This is a genomic window from Streptomyces sp. NBC_00988, from assembly GCF_045162645.1.
Classification (GTDB): domain Bacteria; phylum Actinomycetota; class Actinomycetes; order Streptomycetales; family Streptomycetaceae; genus Streptomyces.
Genome location: NZ_CP108730.1, coordinates 7620637 through 7642928, shown reverse-complemented (window position 1 = coordinate 7642928; position 22292 = coordinate 7620637). Strand labels below are relative to the sequence as shown.

The window sequence follows — 22292 nt, the reverse complement described above, 5'->3', positions numbered from 1 at the left end:
ACTAGCGTTGATCGCAGCCGCGTTGGTACAGCAACCACGCTACGTGTCCTGCACCGACGGTCCCCAACTGGTTGAAGAAGTCAGGCGTCTTCGGCGGCTGCTTGGTTAGTGAGCGGCAGAAACGCGGGCAACCCAGCCCCACCCCCACACAAGTGCTCAAGGGCCGAAGCGAACGAATAGCAGTCGAAGAGGGCTGAGTGTTCCTCGCCCGTCGCGGGCTTCGGGAGGCCCAGGACCTGCCACAAGCGGCCGACGTTGGACGTGGAAGTCGACGGCGCGACGGAGTTCAGCCAGGGCCTGATGTTCAGGAAATGGGCGTCGAGGAATCCGTTCTTGACTTCTTCGCCCCGGGATCGTGCCCAGCCGACGTTCTCGCCGAGGACGACCATGTCGTTGCCGTACGAGAGTACGGACTGCCCCCTGCAGAATCCGAGGAAGTCGCCGAGTGCTTCCGCTGCGGGGAGTCCTTCCCGGTCCAGCGTCTCCTGGTCGATGCCGGTGAGTTCGGTGAAGTATTCGGACAGTTGGGGGTTGACCACCGGCCGGACCAGCGCCTCGTACTCCTCGACGACGGAGCAGTCCTCACGCAGCCGCAGCGCACCGATCTGCACGATCTCGCGCAGCTGTCCCGGCGACCCCCAGTCCTGCTCAAGCGCTCCCGACCATGACGTGAATTCAAGGTCGAAGACTACGAACGTAGGCACAGCAGCTCTCCCTCTGGCGCGGATCTCCATCACAGTTTCCGATACGGCAGCGGCAACCTCGTACCTTCGACCGAGTGTTTCGACCCAGTGTTACGGCACCACCGACGAGAGGACCCCCAGTCATGGCACCGGCCGAGCAGCACCACCTGACGGGCAACGGACGCGTGGCGATCGAGGCGTTCCTACACGACCGGGGAGCTGACCAGATGCCCCATCCCGGTGGCACGCTGCTGGCACATCTGGGCCGTGTTCAGGGGCTGTTGGCGGACTGGGGAGCGGATGCCGTCGTCCAGACCGCAGGGCTGTGCCACGCGACGTACGGTACGGACGGCTTCACACAGGCGCTGCTGCCCCTCTCCGACCGGGCCACGCTCGTCGCACTGATCGGCGACCAGGCGGAGGCCCTGGTCTACCTCTACGCCAGTTGCGACCGCGGCGCGGTCTACCCTCGCGTCGACGGCACCACGGAGTTCGCCTTCCGGGACCGTTTCACCGGCCGCGAACTCAGCCCACCCGCCGACCAGTTGCGGGCGTTCTTCGACATCACGGCCGCCAACGAACTGGACGTACTGGCCCACAACACGGAACTGGCCGAGCGCTACGGCCCCGGCCTGCACGCCCTCCTCACCCGCGCGGGCACCCTGCTCTCCCCCGCCGCACGCGAGGCCGTGGCCCGGCAACTGGGCTGAGCGCAGATCAGATCAACAGCCCCGTTCGGCACGGCTGTTGAGCCCCTCCACCTCGCACCACACCGTCTTGCGATCCGCCCCCTGCTCCACGCCCCACCGCCGGGCCAACGCGTCAAGCAGCGCCATCCCCCGGCCGTGTTCGTCCGTCGCGGTCGCCCGGAGCAGCAGCGGCAACGCGCGCGGGTCCGGATCGGTGACCTCGATGCGCGTGTGGCCGTCGTCCGTACCGAGGACGCGGACAGTCACCGGGGTCCCTTCCCCAACATGGTCGATCACGTTCGTCACCAACTCCGTTGCGCAGAGGCGGACGTCGTAGGTGTGGTGGCGGAGGTGGTGGCGCAGTTCCGGTACGGCCTTGGGGGTGGCGAGCAGGCGGAGTTCGAGGGTCACCGTTCCGCCGCCTTGCGGAGGGCGGCGGCGAGTTCACGGGCGGTGACGGTGTTGCAGTTCCCGAGCGCGACGAGGCCGGCGTACAGGATGTCCACGCCGAGGGAGGGGAGCGTGATGTCGTGCAGGGCGAGGGCGTCGCGGAGTTCCTCCACGCAGAGGGTTGTGTCGTAGGGGGTGGACATGAACGGGTGCCTCCTGTGCGCTCTGTGACGAACTCCTCACAGACTGACGTTCCGCTGGCTACCGTAAAAGAGGTTTCGCGTTCGCGACCGGGGCTGCGGAGGAGGGCAAGTGGTTGCACGGGGCAAGGACATCGACGGGTCGATGAGCGTTCCGACCTTCTTCGGCAAGGAGTTGAGGTGGAAGCGGGAGGAGGCGGGGCTGTCGTTGGATGCGTTCCTGAAGGGCAGCTTCTACAGCAAGACGTACCTGAGCGACATTGAGCACGGCGAGCGAAGGATGCCGCTCGATCTGGCCCAGCACGCGGATCAGAAGTTGGGGACGGACGGGTTCTTCGAGCGGAACTGCGAGTCGGTGCGGAAAGCCCGTCGGGCAGGGCACGCCGAGTACTTCGAGAAGGTCCTGGACGCGGAGAAGCACGCCACGACCATCGAGGAGTGGTGCCCGACACTCCTCCCTGGGCTACTTCAGACTCCGGCCTACGCGCGGGCCGTCATCCTGGCGGGTCTCCCGCTGTCGCTCGACGCCGATGTGGAGGAGAAGGTCAACGCTCGTATGGCACGCGCCAATCTCTTCGAGGAGGACCACCACATCCCGGAGTACTGGGTCATCCTGCATGAGTCGCTGATCACCGAACCGCTCCTGGAAGCCCAGGCCATGACAGCACAACTGGATCGCATCGCGGAGCTGGCGGAGCGGCGCCGAATCACTCCGCAGATCGTTCCGCGGAAACAGAAGGCGTACCCCCTGATGGCCGCCTCCATCATGAGCATGACGTTCCCGGATGCCCCGCCGCTGGTGTACACCGAGGCGTCCTACTGCGGTGACACCATTGATGATCCGGCCCTCGTGGATCAGTACCGCAAGGCATACGATCGGCTCAGGGCCGTCGCGCTGTCACCAGGCACGTCCCTCGCCATGATCAAGGCAGCGGCGGAGGATTACCGAAATGGCAAGCACCCGGATCGACTTGAGTGACGCTCTCTGGTTCAAGAGCAGCTACAGCAACGAAAGCGGCGGCAACTGCGTAGAGGTCGCCGCCAACCTCCCCGGCCTCGTCCCCGTCCGCGACTCAAAGGCCCCGAACCGCCCCGCCCTCATCCTCACCGCCCCCGCCTGGACCCCGTTCATCACCGCACTCAAGACCCCTGTTGACGAGTCGGGGTTGCTGCGGGCGCCGTAGCCGGTATCGTCGTCGGAGAAGAGAAACGAGCCCCCGCCACGGCCGGATACCGCGACAGGGGCTCAAGCTCGGTCAGGAGCTTGGTGGGAGGTCCCTAGTCCTTCGGGGGATCTCCCGCTACCTGCTGAGCCACCAGAGCCACCACCTCCTCACGTGCTTGGCCCACGATTCCGGCAGCAACCGGGTGAGTCGACACACGAGAGTCAGCCTTGGCCTGGCATGACGTCCCATAGGGTGCGCCTCCCTTTCCATAGGGAGGCGGCCTTTTTTCTTTACCCGGAACCGCCCCGCTTCGGGCCGGGCCCCGAGGAGAGGGGCCCGGAACAAGGGAGGCGCACCCGAGGTACGTCACGTTCCGTATGCTACTGGCAACTCTCCGCCCCCATGGACCACTTGACTTCCGCAACGCAAAAGGCGGCCGCCCCGCCAGGGGCAACCGCCTTCAAGCAAACCGAAGTTGACCGGAGTCGACAGGTCAGGTGGGGTCGGGTCAGACCGCCGACCCCGCCTTCCACTGGGCCCAGTCCATGTTCCAGCCGTTGAGGCCGTTGTCCGGGGCCACCGTCTTGTCGCCGGTGTTGGAGATGACGACCACGTCGCCGACCATCGAGTTGTTGTAGAACCAGGCCGCCGGCATGTTCTTGTCGCCCGCGCCCTTCACGTCCTGGAGGCCGACGCAGCCGTGGCTGGTGTTGACGGAGCCGAACACCGAGGGCGAGCCCCAGTAGTTGCCGTGGATGAACGTGCCGGAGCTGGTGAGGCGGATGGCGTGGGGGACGTCCTTGATGTCGTACTCGCCCTTGCCGTCGTCGTCCGTGAAACCGACCGTCGCACCGTTCATACGCGTCTGCGTGAACTTCTCGGACATGACCATCTGGCCGTTGTACGTGGTGTGTTCGGGCGAACCGGCCGAGATCGGGATGGTCTTGACGACCTTGCCGTCCTGCTCGACCTTCATCTGCTTGGACTTCGCGTCGACGTACGAGACCTGGTTGCGGCCGATGTGGAAGGTGACCGTCTTCTGCTGCACGCCGTAGACCCCGGAGGCGCCCTCGACGCCGTCGAGCGCGAGCTTCAGCGTGACGGTGGAGTTCTCCTTCCAGTACTCGTCGGGGCGGCAGTCCATGCGCTGGGTGTTGAACCAGTGGCAGACGACTTCCTGGCCGCTGGTGGAGGTGACCGTGATGCCCTTCTGGACGGCGGACTTGTTCGTGATCGCCTTGTTGAAGTTGATCGACACCGGCATGCCGACGCCGACCGTCGAGCCGTCCTCGGGCGTGAAGTTCCCTATGAAGCTGTTGGCCGGGGAGACCGTGGTGAACGAGGCGTTCTCGTGGGCGGCGAGGCCCGCGGAGTCCTTCGCGGTGGCCGCGACCTTGTACGTGGTCGAGCGGTCCAGCTGCGCGCTGGGCTTCCAGCTGAGCTTGTCGGCGGCGATGGTGCCCGCGACGGCCTTGCCGTCCGCGGTCGTCATCGTCACGGCCGTGAGCGTGCCCTTGCTGACCGTCACCGCGGCCGAGTTGTTGATGGAGGCGTTGTCCGAACCGTCCGCCGGTGTGATCTTGATCTGGGCCTCGGACGACTTCTTCGCCGCCGCCTCGTCGGCCTTCGACTGTGAACTCTGGCTCGAATCGCTGCCGGACGACTTGTCGTCGCTGCCGGAACACGCCGTGAGCACGAGCACACCGCCGAGCAGTGCGGACGCGGCCATGAGGCTCTTGCGCCGCTTACTGTCCGTCATCACACGTTTCTCCATCGTTGCCGAATCCCCGAAAACCCCGAGCACCCCGTTAAACAATCCTTAATAAACCAACGCTACGACTGGTGCGTCCCGTTCCGCTTGTTGCGCATGTGTGGGGCACACCACGTCCACGGCGAAACCCCGGGCAGCGCTTGCCGCCCGGGGTCACATTCTCCCGCGCACGGCTCAGCCGACCACTGCCACCCCGTCCGCTTCCTCATCGCCGTCGACATCATCCTCGTCGATGTCCCAATCCGGCGAATCCGGGTCGTAGTCGATCTCCTCACTGCTCCACGAGGCCTGGGCCAGCTCGACCCCGGGCATCTCACTGACCAGGTCGAACGGGTCCACGAGATAGGCGAGCGCCTCGGCGGTGTCTTCCGTCACAGCGGTCTCGGCGTGCCCGCGCTCGTCGCCGGGCAGCTCGGGATCCTCGGCGATCTTGGCCAGCGCGGCCTTGGTCACGGCGTCCTCGTTCTCGACTTCAAGAACGAGTTCGACACGAAGGCGTACAAAACGTGATGTCTCTGGAGTGCTCATGCCGGGAGCGTACGGCCCACAGCTCCCGTGACTTTCCCGCGACCCGCACAGTTCATTAGCATCGCTCCACACGGCCAATTCGCCAGCGCCACAAGGGGATCGATATTCCGTGTCAACCGCTCGCCGAACGATGCTGACCGCCACCGCCGCGGGCACCCTGCTGGGCGCCCTCTGGTTCGTCCCCTCCGCCAACGCGACGGTGACCGACCAGGCCAGAGTGGAGACTTCGGCGACACCTGCCTCGCAGGTCACCCAGCAGGCACGGGTCACCTCGACGGCCGTCACCGCCTCCTCCGACGACACCCAACTCGCCGACACCGGCAGCCCGAACACCACGCCGTACATCGTCGGCGGCACGGTGTTCCTCGGCCTCGGCGCCGGGTTCGTGGCGTATTCGGTACGACGGGAACGCCTCGGCTTTTAACTTGCTTGACGACTCTTTGACTCAAGCTTCATAGTCCGCTCATGAAGAGATCATCGGGCATACGGCTGTGCGTCACCGTCGCGGTGGGCGCACTGTCGCTGGCCCTCATCACCGGTTGCTCCGACGGCGGTTCGGACAAGGCCGAGAGCAACTCCAAGAGCAGCACCGGGGATTCCGCCCAGGACTCCTCGAAGAACACCGCCAAGGCGCTCACCGTCACCGAGTTGAAGAAGCTGGCCATCGCGAAGGGCGATGCCGTCGGCTACGAGGTCGGGTCGGTCGGCAAGACGTACCCCGCGACCAAGAGCGCGGTCACGGTCGACAAGGCGCAGTGCCGGCCGGTGGCCTGGGCCATGGCCGGGCAGGCGCCGGGCGACGCCGCCGCGGCCACGAACAAGATGGTCACCGAGGCGAAGAAGCCCTCCTCCGCCGCCTCCAAGTCCGTGGAGGACATGACCGAGAAGGAGTTCGACGACGCGTTCGGTGCCGCGCTGGACCGCACGACCACCGTCGTCGGACTGTCCTCGTACGACGGCGACGGCGCGGAGAAGGCGTTCAAGGCGGTCTCCGACGGGGTCAAGAGCTGCGCCGGCGGCTTCACCGTCACCTCGGGCGGCGACAGCCAGAAGTACACCGGGGTCGCCGCCGAGAAGGCGTCCGGCACCGGTGACGAATCGGTGGCGTTCGGCGCGAGCGCCGTGATGGAGGACTCCGGCGGCGAGACGGGCACCGCGCACACCGAGGTGGTGCGCCACGGCAGCACCCTCGTCACGTACTACACGGTCAACCTCGGCGCCCTCATGTCGGGCAAGGCCTACGTCGTGCCGTCCGTCGTGATCGACGCCCAGGCCGCCAAGTTCAAGTGACCGACGGGGCCCCGCCGTTGACGGGACGGGGCCCCAACTGCCCTATCGCAGTGGCCCGGTGACCTTCTCCACGGCCTCGACCACGTGCCCGCCCCGCACGAACGCGTCCGCCGCCGCGAGGTCGGGCGACAGGAACCGGTCCGGACCGGGACCCTCGACTCCCGCCGCCCGTACGGCGTCGATGACCGCCCGGGACGCGGGCGCCGGGGCCAGGCCCTCGCGCAGCTCCACGGCGCGCGTCGCGGCGTAGAGCTCGACGGCGATGATCCGGGTGAGGTTGTCGACGGCGGTGCGGAGCTTGCGCGCGGCCGACCAGCCCATGGAGACGTGGTCCTCCTGCATCGCGGAGGACGGGATCGAGTCGGCGGACGCCGGTACGGCGAGCCGCTTCATCTCGCTGACCAGCGCGGCCTGCGTGTACTGGGCGATCATCAGCCCGGAGTCGACACCGGCGTCGTCCGCGAGGAACGGCGGCAGCCCGTGCGAGCGGTTCTTGTCGAGCAGCCGGTCGGTACGGCGCTCGGCGATCGAACCGAGGTCGGCGATGACGATGGCGAGGAAGTCGAGGACGTAAGCCACGGGCGCGCCATGGAAGTTGCCGTTGGACTCGACCCGACCGTCGGGCAGCACAACGGGGTTGTCGACGGCGGACGCCAACTCCCGCTCGGCGACGAGCCGTGCGTGCGCGATGGTGTCGCGTCCGGCGCCGGCGACCTGCGGGGCGCACCGTACGGAGTAGGCGTCCTGGACGCGGGGCGCGCCGTCCTGGTGGTGCCCGGTCAGCTCCGAACCGGCAAGCACGGCAAGCATGTTGGCGGCGCTGGCACCCTGACCGGGGTGCGGGCGGATGGCGTGCAGCTCGGGCGCGAGCACCTTGTCGGTACCGAGCAGTGCCTCCAGGGAGAGCGCGGCGGTGACGTCGGCGGACTTGTAGAGCATGTCGAGGTCGGCGAGGGCCATGACCAGCATGCCGAGCATGCCGTCGGTGCCGTTGAGAAGGGCGAGGCCCTCCTTCTCGCGCAGTTCGACAGGCGCGATCCCCGCTTCCGCGAGCAGCTCACCGGCGGGCCGTACGACCCCGTCCGGACCCTCGGCGTCGCCCTCGCCCATGAGCGTCAGCGCGCAGTGGGAGAGCGGCGCGAGGTCGCCGGAGCAGCCGAGGGAGCCGTACTCGTGGACGACGGGGGTGATCCCGGCGTTCAGCACGTCGGCCATGGTCTGCGCGACCTCGGGCCGCACCCCGGTGTGACCGGAGCAGACGGTCTTCAGCCGCAGGAACATGAGCGCGCGGACGACTTCCCGCTCCACCCGCGGCCCCATCCCGGCGGCGTGCGAACGAACGATGTTGCGCTGCAACTGTGCCCGCAGTTCCGGGCTGATGTGCCGCGACGCCAACGCCCCGAACCCGGTGCTCACCCCGTACACGGGCTCCGGCTTGGCGGCCAGCGCGTCCACGATCTCCCGCGCCGCGGCGAGCGCCGCGACGGCCTCACCGGAAAGCTCGATCCGGGCGCCCCCGCGCGCCACGGCAAGAACGTCGGACGCGGTGACCCCGGACGTCCCCACCACCACAGTGTGCATATCCATATTCAGGAGCGTACGCATTGAATGCAGCGATGTCACTACCGGGTAGCCACTTAGACCCTTACAGGTAGGTCACGTCCTACAGCCCCGTCCTACGCCCCCGGAACCGCCGCCGCTCGGCAGGCATCTCCGGCGTAGGGGAGTCCGCGAGCCGCACCACGGGATCGTCCGGCCCGTCCCGCCCGGCGACCACCGGCTTGTCGGCGCGGAGGGCCTTCGCGCGGTACTGGGCCGCGTCCGCCAGCCGGAACAGCCGACGGCCGGAACGCACCGCCCCGATCGGATCCTCCGTCGACGCGACCCCGCACGCGACACCTTCACCCAGCTCCAACTCGGCCGCCCGGCGGCACAGTTCGACCGCCGCGTCGACCACTTCATCGGCGGGCGGCCCGACCGCGAGCAGGCAGAACTCGTCGCCGCCGAGCCGCGCCGCGAGCGCGCCCGGCAGCATCGCCCCGCACAGCGACAGCACCGAACCGAAGCGCTCAAGCAGCCGGTCACCGACCGCATGCCCCCGGGTGTCGTTGACGCGCTTGAGCCCGTTGAGGTCGCAGACGACGAGGCTGACCACGACCCCGTCGCGCCGGTGCCGCTCGATCGCCTCGTCGAGCCGCACGTCGACGGCACGGCGGTTGGCGAGCCCGGTGAGCGCGTCCGTGAAGGCGAGCCGCCGCGCCTCCTCCAGCCGCTCGGTCTGCGCGATCCCGGCCGCGACGACGGAGGCCAGGACCGTGGCGAAGTCGGCGTCACCCCGGCCGAAGACCGGCGCACCGACCGGCCGCGCCACATACAGCTCACCCCACGCCCGCCCGTGCAGCACGATCGGGGCGACGACACAGCATCCGCGCCTACGACGCCGTAGGGCGGCCACGCGTTGGTGGCAGTAGCCGGGGCTGCCCGCGGCCGGGCCCTCGGCGGTCTCGACCCAGGCGTTGGGCTCGCCGCCGCCCGCCCACCGTTCGTGCAGGAACTCGGTGATCTCGGGGAACTGGTGCACCGGGTAGGTCTCGCCGTCCGGGAACTCCTCCTCGCCCGCGGCCCGCTCCCCCACGTTCACCAGGACCCGCAGCCGCCCCAGCTCCCGCTCCCACACCGACAGCGCGGCGAAACTCCCGTCCAGCGCCCGGCACGCCCCGGCCGCCGCCGCCCGCCAGGACTCACGAGGGGTGTGTGCCGCCGCCATCCCCTGCGCCAGCTCCACCACGGCCGCCAACCGCCTGTCCTCACCCATCACTCCAGGCTAGGGACATTAGGGACATAAAGGGATGTCAATGCGGCGAACGGGTACCTCTGGCGGCAGACCTCACAGGGTGCGGCACGAGCCGTAGACCCTTCGGGCCGGGGATCGGTTCCCTGACCGACACACCGACCCTCAGGCCGGGCGGAATCCCGAGCCGCCAGCGGGCGCCCACCGCCGCCATCGTGGCCAGGATCGCCGCGCAGGCGAAGTTGTCGCCGACGCACTTGAACCGGCCGCCGCCGAACGGCACGAACGCGTGCCGCACCGGCTCCCACCCGCTGTCCGGCAGCCACCGCTCCGGGGAGAACACCTTCGGATGCGGGAAGAGCCGCGGATCGGTGTGCAGGGAGTGCATGCTGTACGCGGTGTCGGTGCCGCTCGGCAGCATCACTCCGCCCAACTCCACGGCCGCCACGGTGCGTTGGGTCACCAGTTGCACCGAGTGCAGCCGCATCGCCTCGAACATCACCGCCCGCGTGTACGGCATCCCGCCGTCCAGGTCCACCATGGTCGGGGCCCCGTCCAGGGCGGCGATCTCGGCGAGCACCCGCTCCTCCGCCCCCGGCCGCAGCGCCAGCCGGAACCACGTCCAGGCCAGCATGGTCGGCACGTTGGCCGCGCCACCGACCAGCAGGGCGATGATCTCGTCGCACACCAGGTCGTGGTCGAGCGGCCGGCCGGTGTCCGGATCGCGCGCCGCCAGCAGGCACGCCACCACGTCACCCGCGGCCCCGTCCACCGGCTCCCGGTCACGGCAGGCCTCCAGCGCCTCGCCCACCACGGCCCGCATCCGGGCCATGGCCTCGTCCCCGCGGCGCACGAAGGGCAGGGGCAGCCGGTCCACCACCTCGGGCATCATCGGGCGTTCGACGGCCGCCTTCTCGATCACCGGCAGGACCTGGACCACCTGGTCGAGGACCCGGTCGGTCATGCGCCCGGAGAAGACCGTCCCGGCCATCACCGCCACGGACAGGGCCTTCATCTCGTGCAGCACGTCCACCGGGCGCCCTTCCTCCCAGCCGGCGCACACCTGCTCCGCCTGCCGGTGGATCGCCGTCAGATACCGCTCGATGTGCGCCACCGTGAACGCCTTCTGCACGGTCCTGCGCTGCCGGTGGTACAGCTCCCCGTCCGAGGTGATCAGGCCGTTGCCCAGCAGGGCCGCCAGCCGCTGGAACTGCCTGCCCCGCCCGAAGCTGCGCCCCTTGGAGGACTGCACCTGGTGCACCAGCGCGGGGTCGGTCACGACGTAGACCGGCGCGGTTCCCAGCCGGACCCGGACCAACGGCCCCTCCCGCCGCAGCGATTCGAGGAACCCCAGCCGGTCGCCGACGAGGTGGTGCAGATGCCCGATGCCGGGCAGGCAGCCCGGCGCGGTGGGTACGTCGTCGACGGTCGGCACAGGACAGCCCCCTTCGGTCGCGGACGGCGCTCACCCCGTGGTCCGGGTGCCCCGACCTCGTACCGACAGCAGTGTCCTCGTCGTCCGGCCGGCCGGACAGGGCGCCAACTGCCCAGCCCAGCGCCCCTGTTGTGCTCCCGCACACGCCCTTACGGCCCACCCCCTCGGCGCCCGACCATGGTGCCCGTCGGATCCGACGACCGGACCTCCGAGCCGAGGAGCGCCGTATGTCCGCACCGGCCCCCGTCACCCCGCCGCCGTCCGCCGCCCAGGGTCTGCCGGTCCTGGGTCACGCGCTGCCGATGTGGCGCGACCCCATGCCGTTCCTGCTGCGCCAGCACACCCGGGCGCCCGTGGTGCGACTGCGTCTTGGCCCCAAGCCCGTCCACCTCCTCACCGATCCCGAGCTGGTGCGCGGGGCGCTGGTCACCGAACACCAACGCTTCGACAAGGGCGGCCCGTTCGTGGACGCCGCCCGCACCCTGATCGGCGACGGCCTGGGCACCTGCTCCGCCGCCGACCACCGCTACCAACGCCCTTTGATGAACCAGGCGTTCCGTCCCGCCTGCGTCACCGGCTACACCGCCGCGATGGTCGACTGCGCCCGCGAGACGGTCGCCTCGTGGGCGCCGGGCCAGATCGTGGACGTGTGTCGGGAGATGCGCCGCCTCGCCTGCCGGGCCCTGACCCGCACCCTGTTCTCGGACCCGGCCCAGCTGCGGCTCACCGCCGAGATCGAGGAGGCGTACACCGTCCTGATGCCCGGCATGTGGTGGCAGATGGTGATCCCCTTCGGGCTGGTGCACCGGGCTCCCCTGCCGGCCAACCGCCGCTTCGAGCGGGCCCGGGTCACCGCCCGCTCCCTGATCGCGCGGATGGTCGCCGCGTACCGTGCCCGCGGCGCGGACCTGAGCGACGGGCTGTCCCTGATCATGGCCGCCAGGGACGACCATGGGCGGGCCTTCACCGACGAGGAGGTGTGCGACCAGATCGCCACCCTCATGATCGGCGGCATCCCCGCCACCGCCGACCTGCTCTCCTGGACGTTCGCCGTACTGTCCGGGGACAGGACACTGGAGCAGAACCTGCACGACGAGGTCGGCACCGTGCTGCCGGGCCGCGCTCCCGTCCACGACGACATCCCCGCCCTACCTCTCCTGGGCCGGACCCTGACCGAGACCCTGCGCCTGTACCCGTCGGTCTCGGTCCTCAGCCGCAGGGTCACCGGGGACGTCGACCTCGGCGGCACCCGGCTGGGCCCCGGGGACGAGGTCATGTTCAGCCCGTACTGCCTGCACCGGGACGCGGAGCGCTTCCCCGACCCGGAGCGGTTCGACCCGGACCGCTGGCTGCCCGGCCGGGTCGGCCGCGAGCAGCGCGAGGCGTTCATCCCGTTCGGGGCGGGCACCCGCAAGTGCATCGGCGACGCCTACGGCATGGCGGAGGCGACCCTGGCCGCCGCGCACATCCTGTCCAGGGTCCGCCTGGCCAAGGTCCCCGGCACCCCCGGTCCGCGGCCGATGCTGCGGATGACGCTGTCCCCGGTCCCGCTGAACCTGACGGTGGAGCCGCACGGCACGAGGGCCACGACGGCCGAACAGGCAGAACATCGGCAGGAGTTGAGGTCGAAGGTGCCGACCAGCCCGCAGGAGGAGCCCATTGATGAAGCCGGCGCATCAGCGGGAACGCCCCGCTGCCCCGCCCACCCGACCGACCCCGCGGCCGACTGAACCCCCGCTCTCTGTACCGGAGTTGTGGTGTCCCGTACCCCCGGCTCGGCACCCCGGAGAGGCGGAGATCACCGAGCGGACCATCGCCTGGATGCGCCGCTACGACTACATCGTCACCCCCGCCGACGAAGTCGCCGCGCGCGCCGTGCAGTTCGGCGAACTCGGGGCGCTGACCCATCCGCACGGCAGCCTGGAGGGCGCCGTTCTCGCGGCACAGCTGATGGTGTGGCTCTTCCTCCAGGACGACCGCTTCGCCGAACAGGCCCCCGCGCAGGGCCGGATCGAAGACCTGGCCGAGCACATCCTCTGGTCGCAGCGCGTGTTGCAGGGCGCGCGGGACCCGGTGCCCGAGCCCTACCTGGAAGCCTTGGTGGACCTGCGCACCAGAGTGACCCGGATGGCAGCCCACCACGAACAGCTCGAGCGGATCACCGACGGCTTCAACCGCTATCTGGGCGCCGCGGCGGCGGAGGCGATCTACCGCACGAAGGGCATCGTGCCGGACCTGGACCAGTACCTACGCCTGCGCGAGTCCACGATCCTGATGCGGGGCATGTGCTTCGTCGTCATCGAACTCGCCGAGGACTGCTACCTGCCGGGCCCCCTCTGGGCCCGCCCCGACGTCCGCTCCTGCGAACAGGCCGCCGCACGCGCCGTCGCGTACACCAACGACATCATCTCGGGCGTACGCGAGCTGCACTGGCCGGACCACACCAACCTGATCACCGTCCTGGCACAGCACTTCCGCTGCCCCCTCCAGGAGGCGCTGGACAGGGCGGTCCACATGTGCGAGAGCCAGATCTCCCTGTACGACCACCTGTCCCGCCCCCTGCTGGCGCAGGGCGACGCGAGGCTGTCCCGGTACGTCCGCGGGATGGGGGCGTGGATTCGGGGCAACGTGGACTGGTCGATGACGTGCGGTCGGTATCACGTGACGACGCCGGGGCGGGGTGGCGGCGGGCCGGGGTTGTTCGAGGGGTGAGCGGGGGCAACTGACCAACACGGCCAGCCACAACGAACCCGCACCCGGCAACGCACACAAGCCCCCTCTTCCTCCCCCGCTACTCCCCCGGCCACTCCGGCGTCCGCTTCTCGTTGAACGCCGCCACGCCCTCCGCCCGGTCCCCGGAGAACGCCACCGAGCGCCAGGCCGCGTCCTCGACCTCAAGGCCCGCCCGGAGATCCAGGCCGTGCCCCAGTCGCAGCGCCCGCTTGGCCGCCCGCAGGCCGACCGGCGAGTTCGCGGCGATGCGCGCACCCAGCGCCAGGGCCTCCTCGCGGTCCTGGCCCGGCTCCACCAGGACGTCCACCAGGCCCAGCTCCGACGCCTCGGGCGCCTCCAACCGCCGTGCGGTGAAGATCAGTTCGGCCGCCCGGGCCGCGCCCACCCGCCGAGGCAGCAACTGGGTACCGCCGCCGCCCGGGATCACGCCCACCGACACCTCCGGCAGGCCCACCACGGCCGTACCGTCCGCCACGATCAGGTCGCAGGACAGGGCGAGTTCGAAGCCGCCGCCGAGGGCGAAGCCGTGCACGGCGGCGATCGTCGGCATGGGGAGCTCCAGGACGCCGGTGTACGCGCGGCGCGCGAGCGGGCGCTGCCGTACGAGTTCCGCGTCCGTGAGGGAGTTGCGCTCCTTGAGGTCCGCGCCCACGCAGAACGCCCGCTCGTGCGACGAGGTCACCACGGTCACGCGTACGTCCCGGTCCGCCGCCAGGGCCGTGCAGGCCTCGGCGATCGAGCCCGCCATCGCCGTGGAGACCGCGTTCATGGCCTTGGGCCGGTCCAGGACCAGTTCCGCGACGTACCCGTGCCGCCGCACCAGCACGAACTCCCCGAACCGCTCCTCGCCCATGACCGCCTCCTGGTTAACGTGGGTTAACAGACCTCGCCCCGATCATCGCACGCGGCTTCCCCGTTCGGGTGACATCCCGCCCAACTCCCGCCGCACCGCCCGTAGAAGCGCATAACGTGCGTCCGCCACACCACAGGGGAGGGATCGTGACGACGACCACGAAGGCGGAGCCGGCCGAGGGTGCGGCGGACATAGCGCCGCCGCCGCTCCCCAGGGGCCGGCACCGCCGTCCCCGGCCCCGCAAGGTCCTGCTCGCCGTCGGAGGGCTCGCCGTGGCCGCCGGGGTGCTGAGCCTCGTACGGCTGGCGCCCGAGTCGGGAATCGGCGGGCTGGGCACGGCGGAGGCGGAACCCCGCCCGGACCCCGGCACCGGCGCCACGGACAGCACTGACCGGCCCGCCAACGCCGCCGCGACCATCAGCGCCGACCCGGCCGCGATCCCCTCCGCGACCTCGGCGATGGGCGGGGTGAGCGCGACGCCTAGTCCTACGACGACCTTCGGGGTCGTACCGACTCCGTATGCGACGGCGGCGCAGACACCCGTGGACGCGAACCCGACGACCATCCCGGAGACAGCGACGGCCGCCACGCCACCGCCTCAGGCACCGGCTCCCCGGCCTGCCTCGACTCCCACTTCGACGCCCACGCCCGCACCCAGCCGGACCCCCAACTACCCCGCCCCTGCCCCGAGTCGGCCGAGTCTGTGCGTGCCGATCATCGGGCTCTGCGTGGACGGGCTCGCCAAACACTGACCGGCGTAAGCGAGTTGGGCCTACACCGGTGACGAGTCCCGGCGGGTGAGGAGCCAGGGTTCGACAACTCCCAGGCCGCGCACGGGGCGTTGCCACATCGGCTGGAGGGCGAAGCGGTAGGTCGGGGGCTCCTCGCCCTCCTTCTCTGCCTTCGCCGCGGCTTCGGCGGCCTCCGCCTCGGAGGCGGGGGCCTCGCCGCTGCGGATGAGTTCCTCGGCGAAGGCGCTGTCGACGAGGACGGCGTCGCGAGGAGCTATCGACGTGAGGCGGGAGGCGAGGTTGACCGTCGTGCCGAAGACGTCGCCCATGCGGGTCGTCACCGTGCCGAAGGCGATGCCGACGCGGAGTTCGGGCATCGTCTCGTCGTTGGCCATGGTCTCGATGAGGCGCAGGGCGATCTCGGCGGCGACTCCGGCGTCGTCGGCGGAGAAGAGCACCTCGTCGCCCAGGGTCTTGATCAGACGGCCGCCGCGCGCTGCCACGAGGTCGGCGGCGGTGGTCTCGAAGGCCTCGACGAGTTCGCCGAGTTCCTCCTCCTCCATGCGGCGGGTCAGCCGCGTGAAGCCCACCAGGTCGGCGAAGCCGACGGCCAGGCGCCGGTCGACCATCTCCTCGTCGTCGCCCGCCTGGACGACCCGGCCGGCCGAGGCGGCGAGCTGGCGCCGCCAGACGTAGACGAGGAACTCCTCCAGTTCGGGCAGCAGCAGTTCGATGATCGGGTACGTCACCTCGGTGCGGGACATGCCCGGCTCCGGCGGCTCGGTCAGGCCCTCCAGGAACGAGTCCATCTGCCAGCCGGCCAGCCGCGCGGTGGTCTGCCCGGTGGAGCGGGCCACCTGCACCGCCATCGCCTCGCTCAGCAGCCCCGCCTCGACGAGACCGGCGAGGCGGCGCAGCGCGAGGACGTCCGCCTCCGTGAACGCCTTGGCCTGGCCGACGTCGGCGAAGCCCATGGCCCGCCAGAAGCGCGTGGCCAGCTCCATGGAGACGCCGGCGGTGCGGGCCGCCTGGAAGGGGGTGTAGCGGCGCTCCGCGCCGAGGATCAGTCCTTCGAGGCGCAGCGCGAGCGGGTTCTCGCTGGGAACGACGGCATCGGGGTCCACCCGGCCGTCCGCGTCCGCGCCGGAGCCCGTGTCGTCGACGGTCACGCCTGCTGCCCTTCCGATCTGCCACGGTCAGGTATCGACCGGGCCCAATGCTACGGCAGGTGTGGGCCAGCTCACTCCGTGAGTCACACGGGAAGAGCCGCCACAAGAGCGGTCGGGGTCACGCGGGGCGCAGGTGGACGATGTCGCCCGCCCCCACGGGCTCCTGCACGCCGTCCTCCGTGGCCAGGACGAGCCGCCCGTCGCCGTCGATCGCGACGGCCTCGCCGGTGATGGACCGGTCCCCGGGCAGTTCGGCCCGGACGACCCGGCCGAGCGTCGAGCAGCCAGCGGCGTAGGTCTCCTGGAGGCCGCTGGCGGCCGGGTCGCCGCCCGCCGCGCGCCACTTGTCGTACCAGTGCTCCAGGGACCGCAGAACCGCCCGCAGGAGAGGGTCGCGGTCCGTGGTGACAGCCCCGGCCAGGGCCAGTGAGGCCGCCTGCGGAACGGGCAGCTCGTCCTCGCGCAGGGTGACGTTGATGCCGACGCCGACGATCACCGCGTCGTCGCCCGCGCGCTCGGCGAGGATGCCGCCGGCCTTGCGTTCCTCGCCGCCGACAGTCACCAGGAGGTCGTTGGGCCACTTGAGTGCCGTGTCGATGCCGGCCGAGCGGGACAGACCCGTCGCGACGGCGACCCCGGTGAGCAACGGCAGCCAGCCCCAGCGGGCCACGGGCACGTCGCTCGGCTCCAGCAGGACGGAGAAGAAGAGGCCGGAGCGGGCCGGTGCCGTCCACTGCCGGTCGAGCCGCCCGCGCCCCGAGGTCTGCTCCTCAGCGACGAGGACGGTACCCTCGGCCGCCTTGCCGGCGGCGGCCAGCGCGACGAGGTCGGAGTTCGTGGAACCGGTGCGCTGCACGACCTCCACGCCGGTCCACAGCCCGCCCGCCCGCACGAGTCCGCGGCGCAGCGCGCCGGCGTTGAGGGGCGGCCGTTCCAGATCGGACCAACGGCTGCTGTCGTCTGAGGCATCTCGCGGCGTCATGCCAGCCACCCTAGGGGTGTGTCGTGCAAGCCACCCGAGGTGTGTTGTACGCCGCACTGCCGATCGGTAGGCCCGCCACTACTCTACGGATGAGTAACCCGTCCCCCTTTTGAGCAGGCAGGGAGCCGCAATCCCGATGTCCGAGCCGGAAGCGCCTCAAGAGATCGACATCCACACCACCGCCGGGAAGATCGCGGATCTTCAGCGCCGTATCCAGGAAGCGACGCACGCCGGCTCGGAACGTGCCGTCGAAAAGCAGCACGCCAAGGGCAAGTTGACGGCCCGTGAGCGGATCGAGCTGCTCCTCGACGAGGGGTCCTTCGTCGAGTTCGACGAGTTGACCCGGCACCGTTCCACGGACTTCGGCCTGGAGAAGAACCGCCCCTACGGCGACGGAGTCGTCTCCGGGTACGGCACGGTCGACGGCCGCCCCATCGCCGTGTTCTCCCAGGACTTCACGGTCTTCGGCGGCGCCCTGGGCGAGGTCTACGGCCAGAAGATCGTCAAGGTGATGGACTTCGCGCTGAAGACGGGCTGCCCGGTCATCGGCATCAACGACTCCGGCGGCGCCCGCATCCAGGAGGGCGTGGCCTCGCTCGGCGCGTACGGCGAGATCTTCCGCCGCAACACGCACGCGAGCGGCGTGATCCCCCAGATCAGCCTGGTCGTGGGCCCGTGCGCGGGCGGCGCCGTCTACTCCCCCGCGATCACCGACTTCACGGTGATGGTCGACCAGACCTCGCACATGTTCATCACCGGCCCGGACGTCATCAAGACGGTCACGGGCGAGGACGTGGGCTTCGAGGAGCTGGGCGGAGCCCGGACCCACAACGCGGTGTCGGGCGTGGCCCATCACATGGCGGGCGACGAGAAGGACGCGATCGAGTACGTCAAGCAGTTGCTGTCGTACCTCCCGTCCAACAACCTCAGCGAACCCCCGGCGTTCCCGGAGGAGGCGGACCTCACCGTCACGGACGAGGACCGCGAGCTGGACACGCTGGTCCCGGACAGCGCGAACCAGCCGTACGACATGCACACGGTGATCGAACACGTCCTGGACGACGCCGAGTTCTTCGAGACGCAGCCGCTGTTCGCGCCGAACATCCTCACGGGCTTCGGCCGGGTCGAGGGCCGCCCGGTGGGCATCGTGGCCAACCAGCCCATGCAGTTCGCGGGCTGCCTGGACATCGACGCCTCCGAGAAGGCGGCCCGCTTCGTCCGCACCTGCGACGCGTTCAACGTCCCGGTCATCACCTTCGTGGACGTCCCCGGCTTCCTCCCGGGCGTGGACCAGGAGCACTACGGCATCATCCGCAGGGGCGCGAAGCTGATCTACGCCTACGCGGAGGCGACGGTCCCGCTCATCACGGTGATCACCCGCAAGGCCTTCGGCGGCGCCTACGACGTCATGGGTTCCAAGCACCTCGGCGCCGACCTCAACCTGGCCTGGCCGACCGCCCAGATCGCCGTCATGGGCGCCCAGGGCGCGGTCAACATCCTGCACCGCCGCACGATCGCCGAGGCGGAAGCGGCCGGCAACCTCGACGCGACCCGGGCCCGCCTGATCCAGGAGTACGAGGACGCCCTCCTCAACCCCTACATCGCGGCCGAACGCGGCTACATCGACGCGGTGATCCTCCCCTCCGACACCCGCCGCCACGTGGTCCGGGGCCTACGCCAACTCCGCACCAAGCGCGAGTCGTTGCCCCCGAAGAAGCACGGCAACATCCCCCTGTAGAGGAGCGCCCGCCATGAACATCAAAGTCGTACGGGGCAACCCGACCCCGGAGGAACTGGCAGCGGCCTTGGCGGTAGTCAGGGCCCGCGCCGCAGCGGCAACCTCCACACCACCGGGCACCCCGAGGCAGCGGGACGCCTGGTCCGACCCGTCACGCATCGCGGGCGCGAGGCTTCCTCACCCGAGCCCAAGCGCATGGACCCGCACTTTCTGGCCCGGCTAGAGGAGATTCACCCAAGGGGCGCGGGGCTGTGTCAATGTGCGGCTCCGCCGCGTGGGCGCGCCCAGCCCCCACCGGCCCGCAGCTACAAACAACGCGACACGGCGTCGGCCATCACCCCGTACCCCTCGTCATTGGGGTGCAGCCGATCACCGAAGTCGTAAGCAGGGTGCAGCCGATCCGAATCCTCCGGGTCGGCCATCACCCGATTCAGATCGACAACCCCGTCGAACTCCCCGGAGCACCGCACCCACTCGTTGACCTCGTGACTGACCTTCGCCGCCCGCTCCCCCCAGTGATCAGCCCCCCCGAACGGCAACAAGGTCGCCCCGATCACGGTCAGTCCACGAGAGCGACCCTGCCGTATCAACTCCCGGTACCCGGCGATGACTTCACCAGCCGAAAGCACCGGCGCCGGCTTGTACGTAGGCTGCGCGTCCGTCTCGCTGAACCCGATGTCATTGAGCCCCAGCAGCACAACGACCGTGTCCACCCCGGCCAGTCGCACCACATCGCGCCCGAACCTGCGCACCCCCCGCTCCCCGTACCACGCGGAGTCGTTGAGCAGCAGGTTCCCCCCGATCCCCGCGTTCAACACGGCCCGCCCCGTCCGCGAGGCCAACGCGTCCGACCACCGTCGGTCGGCCCCCGGCGTGGACCCGAACCCGTCGGTGATGGAGTCACCGAAGAGCGCGATCCCGTCCGCACGCCCGGAGTCGGTCTCGACGGCGGACAGGAAGTACCAGGACTCACTCGACTCGGTGAACCCGTCCCCACCCAGCAGACACCCCGCACCCCGGTAGCTGGTCGCAAATGCCTGTGCATGGAAGGTTGCCGGTCCGGTAGCGGAGTCGAAGTACAGCGTGACAGCCACCGACTCCCCTGCTTCTACGGCGAGTTGGACCGCGTCGCTCACCAACTCCCCCCGCGCAGGCATCTCCCCCTCCGCCGAGCCCTCGAAGGCCAGCCGCACCACAACTCCACCGGCGGCCACGGAGCCCGCAGCGATCCGCACCGGCGAGTTCCCGTACGCGTTGGAGAACCGCACCCGCACCCTCGCCCCACCCGCCGTCAACCGCACGACCTGCCGCAACGACTGACGCCAGAAGCCCTCACGGGACCAGTTCGGAGTGAAGCCCTCGCTCGGGAGCTGGGGTGACGCGGTCCAGGCAGCAGTGAACATGACGCACCTCTCCAAAAGGAACCACAGTCCCATTACTCTAACGGAACCATGGACCCTTTTGGGGAAGCCGGGGAAGTTGAGTACCCGTACTCAGGCGCCCCGGCCCAAACCACCGCAAGCTCGGAAGCATGTTGTGGTCCGACCCCGATGACGAGCCTCCCAAAGACCTGCGGGAGACGGAGGTCATGTTGCGGCGGCTCGGAATCCTCATGGCGCTCGCGATGGTGCTGGCGATGATCGTGCTCGGGTTGTCCGGCTGAGACGAGCGCACCGCACCGCGCCGATACCCTGAACGCATGACAGATCAGCCGCGCCGCCGACTCGTGCTCGCCTCCCAGTCCCCCGCCCGGCTGGGCCTGCTGCGCCAGGCCGGACTGGACCCCGAGGTGATCGTCAGCGGGGTCGACGAGGACGCCGTCAGCGCCCCCACCCCGGCCGAACTCGCCCTCGCGCTCGCCGAGGCCAAGGCCTCCGTCGTCGCCGCGAAGCCCGAGGTCAAGGGCGCCCTGGTGATCGGCTGCGACTCCGTGCTCGACCTGGACGGCGAGGCCCTCGGCAAGCCCGCCGACGCCGAGGAGGCCACCGCCCGCTGGAAGTCGATGCGCGGCCGGGCCGGGACGCTCCAGACCGGCCACTGCGTCTACGACACGACGAGCGGCCGGTACGTCTCGGCGACCGCGTCCACCGTCGTCCGCTTCGGCGAACCGACCGACGCCGAGATCGCCGCGTACGTCGCCTCGGGCGAACCCCTTTACGTCGCCGGGGCGTTCACCCTCGACGGCCGCTCCGCACCGTTCATCGAGGGCATCGACGGCGACCACGGCAACGTGATCGGCATCAGCCTGCCGCTCGTTCGCCGCCTGCTGGCCGAACTGGGCGTCGGCATCACGGAGTTGTGGACGCCCCCAGAGGGATGATCAGGAGGGACTGGGGGCGGCCGGCGGCGCGATCGGCCCCGGGCCCTCGCTCTCGCCGCCCTTGTCCACGCTCTGCCCGGCAGCGCCCCCGGACGACCCCTCAAGGCGGTCGTACGTCATCAGGAGCAGGACGACCAGGGCGAGCACCACCACCATGGACACGAACGCTCCCGGGCCCACCAGGCCCCACGCGAACGCGCCCAGCAGGCCGTGCACCACGGCCACGCTGATCAGCAGGATGCGGCCGAAGCCCGCCGGGGCCCGGTCGCGCAGGGCGACGAGCAGGGCGACCACTCCGCACAGGGCGAAGTAGAGGCCGAAGACTATGCCGCCGACCTTCGAGGAGACGGACATCGCGTCCGGGTCGAGGCCGGCCAGGGACATGTCCTGACGGTCGACGACGACCCCCAGGAACCAGTTCAGCGCGGCCACTCCGAGCGCCTCCACGAAGAGGACGAGCGCCAAGATCCATGCCACCGGCCTGCGTACCACCGGCCCCCACCCACTTCCGACTACCGCTCGATCAGGAGCCTTGTTACCCCAAGTACGTTCGAGACAACCCGAACGCTACTAACGGGTAAACCGCGGGACAAGGGTTGTGATGGGGGCAAAGAATCATTGGGCCATTCGTAGGGACTCCACAAAGAAACGGCGTGGCGCGCGGCACGCTCTCACAGAGACCTTGCCCACACCGGAGAGCTAGGGTTTCCACGAGGAGTCCTGCGTACCGAGGTGCGACAAGGGATTTCGCGGGTCGAGCGAGCCTCGCATCACGCTCCGTGTGGGCAAGCTCACCACTGGGGACGGGTCGATGCGCCGTGTC

General features: G+C 69.9%; 25 protein-coding genes. 12 read left to right on the top strand and 13 right to left on the bottom strand.

The features are described from left to right. Positions 1-80: 80 nt before the first annotated feature. A complete protein-coding gene (locus tag OG496_RS35320) occupies positions 81-704 on the bottom strand; it encodes an exonuclease domain-containing protein (protein WP_405973781.1) in 624 nt (207 codons plus the stop codon). Positions 705-826: 122 nt separating this feature from the next. Between OG496_RS35320 and OG496_RS35315 the strand changes: the two genes are divergently transcribed. Beyond that, entirely contained in the window at positions 827-1393 is a 567-nt protein-coding gene (locus OG496_RS35315) for a DUF6817 domain-containing protein (RefSeq protein WP_405973780.1), read from the top strand. Positions 1394-1405: 12 nt separating this feature from the next. Here the strand turns inward: OG496_RS35315 and OG496_RS35310 are convergent, their stop codons facing one another. Beyond that, on the bottom strand, positions 1406-1783 hold the full coding sequence (locus OG496_RS35310; RefSeq protein ID WP_405973779.1) for an ATP-binding protein: 378 nt from the start codon (positions 1781-1783) through the stop codon (positions 1406-1408). Beyond that, a complete protein-coding gene (locus OG496_RS35305) occupies positions 1780-1965 on the bottom strand; it encodes a hypothetical protein (RefSeq protein WP_405973778.1) in 186 nt (61 codons plus the stop codon). Before OG496_RS35305 ends, OG496_RS35310 begins: the two co-directional genes overlap by 4 nt. Positions 1966-2107: 142 nt before the next feature. Here OG496_RS35305 and OG496_RS35300 point away from each other — a divergent pair, with 142 nt between their 5' ends. After that, the gene (locus tag OG496_RS35300; RefSeq protein ID WP_405976774.1) at positions 2108-2941 is read left to right on the top strand and encodes a helix-turn-helix domain-containing protein; all 834 of its coding nucleotides are present in this window, start codon (positions 2108-2110) and stop codon (positions 2939-2941) included. Further along, positions 2913-3146: a DUF397 domain-containing protein gene (locus OG496_RS35295; protein ID WP_405973777.1), complete on the top strand. Its 234-nt coding sequence runs from the start codon at positions 2913-2915 to the stop codon at positions 3144-3146. Before OG496_RS35300 ends, OG496_RS35295 begins: the two co-directional genes overlap by 29 nt. A 490-nt stretch (positions 3147-3636) precedes the next feature. On the opposite strand, the gene OG496_RS35290 is transcribed toward OG496_RS35295, so the two are convergent. Then, on the bottom strand, positions 3637-4887 hold the full coding sequence (locus OG496_RS35290; RefSeq protein ID WP_405973776.1) for an Ig-like domain-containing protein: 1251 nt from the start codon (positions 4885-4887) through the stop codon (positions 3637-3639). Positions 4888-5073: 186 nt separating this feature from the next. Further along, positions 5074-5427 carry a hypothetical protein gene (locus OG496_RS35285; RefSeq protein WP_328679704.1) on the bottom strand — a complete coding sequence of 118 codons (354 nt, stop codon included), beginning with the start codon at positions 5425-5427 and terminating at the stop codon, positions 5074-5076. 130 nt (positions 5428-5557) lie between these two features. Between OG496_RS35285 and OG496_RS35280 the strand changes: the two genes are divergently transcribed. After that, positions 5558-5851 (top strand): LAETG motif-containing sortase-dependent surface protein, encoded by a 294-nt coding sequence (locus OG496_RS35280; protein ID WP_033280240.1) that lies wholly within the window; start codon positions 5558-5560, stop codon positions 5849-5851. 41 nt (positions 5852-5892) lie between these two features. Next, the gene (locus OG496_RS35275; protein ID WP_405973775.1) at positions 5893-6717 is read left to right on the top strand and encodes a hypothetical protein; all 825 of its coding nucleotides are present in this window, start codon (positions 5893-5895) and stop codon (positions 6715-6717) included. A gap of 42 nt (positions 6718-6759) precedes the next feature. Here the strand turns inward: OG496_RS35275 and hutH are convergent, their stop codons facing one another. From hutH to OG496_RS35260, 3 genes are all read right to left on the bottom strand, one after another. Continuing rightward, positions 6760-8298: a histidine ammonia-lyase gene (hutH, locus tag OG496_RS35270; RefSeq protein ID WP_405976773.1), complete on the bottom strand. Its 1539-nt coding sequence runs from the start codon at positions 8296-8298 to the stop codon at positions 6760-6762. 82 nt (positions 8299-8380) lie between these two features. After that, positions 8381-9532 (bottom strand): sensor domain-containing diguanylate cyclase, encoded by a 1152-nt coding sequence (locus tag OG496_RS35265; protein WP_366489415.1) that lies wholly within the window; start codon positions 9530-9532, stop codon positions 8381-8383. 37 nt (positions 9533-9569) lie between these two features. Next, positions 9570-10943 (bottom strand): cytochrome P450, encoded by a 1374-nt coding sequence (locus tag OG496_RS35260; protein ID WP_405973774.1) that lies wholly within the window; start codon positions 10941-10943, stop codon positions 9570-9572. A gap of 227 nt (positions 10944-11170) precedes the next feature. Between OG496_RS35260 and OG496_RS35255 the strand changes: the two genes are divergently transcribed. Together OG496_RS35255 and OG496_RS35250 are read left to right on the top strand one after the other, a co-directional pair. After that, positions 11171-12673, top strand: a complete 1503-nt coding sequence (locus tag OG496_RS35255; RefSeq protein WP_405973773.1) for a cytochrome P450 — start codon at positions 11171-11173, stop codon at positions 12671-12673. Between the two features lie 91 nt (positions 12674-12764). Continuing rightward, positions 12765-13655 (top strand): hypothetical protein, encoded by an 891-nt coding sequence (locus tag OG496_RS35250; RefSeq protein ID WP_405973772.1) that lies wholly within the window; start codon positions 12765-12767, stop codon positions 13653-13655. Positions 13656-13734: 79 nt separating this feature from the next. On the opposite strand, the gene OG496_RS35245 is transcribed toward OG496_RS35250, so the two are convergent. Beyond that, on the bottom strand, positions 13735-14529 hold the full coding sequence (locus OG496_RS35245; RefSeq protein WP_405973771.1) for an enoyl-CoA hydratase/isomerase family protein: 795 nt from the start codon (positions 14527-14529) through the stop codon (positions 13735-13737). A 146-nt stretch (positions 14530-14675) separates the two neighbouring features. On the opposite strand from OG496_RS35245, the gene OG496_RS35240 reads away from it, so the two are divergent. Beyond that, a complete protein-coding gene (locus OG496_RS35240) occupies positions 14676-15281 on the top strand; it encodes a hypothetical protein (protein WP_405973770.1) in 606 nt (201 codons plus the stop codon). A gap of 20 nt (positions 15282-15301) precedes the next feature. Here the strand turns inward: OG496_RS35240 and OG496_RS35235 are convergent, their stop codons facing one another. Together OG496_RS35235 and OG496_RS35230 are read right to left on the bottom strand one after the other, a co-directional pair. After that, entirely contained in the window at positions 15302-16429 is a 1128-nt protein-coding gene (locus OG496_RS35235) for an adenylate/guanylate cyclase domain-containing protein (protein ID WP_366489404.1), read from the bottom strand. A gap of 118 nt (positions 16430-16547) precedes the next feature. Then, on the bottom strand, positions 16548-17411 hold the full coding sequence (locus OG496_RS35230) for a biotin--[acetyl-CoA-carboxylase] ligase (RefSeq protein ID WP_366489403.1): 864 nt from the start codon (positions 17409-17411) through the stop codon (positions 16548-16550). 136 nt (positions 17412-17547) lie between these two features. Here OG496_RS35230 and OG496_RS35225 point away from each other — a divergent pair, with 136 nt between their 5' ends. Both OG496_RS35225 and OG496_RS35220 read left to right on the top strand, forming a co-directional pair. After that, entirely contained in the window at positions 17548-19149 is a 1602-nt protein-coding gene (locus tag OG496_RS35225; RefSeq protein ID WP_399386774.1) for an acyl-CoA carboxylase subunit beta, read from the top strand. Positions 19150-19162: 13 nt separating this feature from the next. Then, on the top strand, positions 19163-19372 hold the full coding sequence (locus tag OG496_RS35220; RefSeq protein WP_366489399.1) for an acyl-CoA carboxylase subunit epsilon: 210 nt from the start codon (positions 19163-19165) through the stop codon (positions 19370-19372). Between the two features lie 82 nt (positions 19373-19454). Here the strand turns inward: OG496_RS35220 and OG496_RS35215 are convergent, their stop codons facing one another. Next, positions 19455-20552 (bottom strand): SGNH/GDSL hydrolase family protein, encoded by a 1098-nt coding sequence (locus tag OG496_RS35215; RefSeq protein ID WP_405973769.1) that lies wholly within the window; start codon positions 20550-20552, stop codon positions 19455-19457. Positions 20553-20680: 128 nt separating this feature from the next. Here OG496_RS35215 and mmpB point away from each other — a divergent pair, with 128 nt between their 5' ends. Next, entirely contained in the window at positions 20681-20812 is a 132-nt protein-coding gene (gene mmpB / locus OG496_RS35210) for a morphogenic membrane protein MmpB (RefSeq protein ID WP_405973768.1), read from the top strand. A 36-nt stretch (positions 20813-20848) separates the two neighbouring features. Then, complete coding sequence (locus OG496_RS35205; protein WP_399386770.1) at positions 20849-21469, top strand: Maf family protein; 621 nt, start codon at positions 20849-20851, stop codon at positions 21467-21469. On the opposite strand, the gene OG496_RS35200 is transcribed toward OG496_RS35205, so the two are convergent. After that, positions 21470-21946, bottom strand: a complete 477-nt coding sequence (locus OG496_RS35200) for a hypothetical protein (protein WP_405973767.1) — start codon at positions 21944-21946, stop codon at positions 21470-21472. It abuts the gene before it with no gap. Positions 21947-22292: the final 346 nt, after the last annotated feature.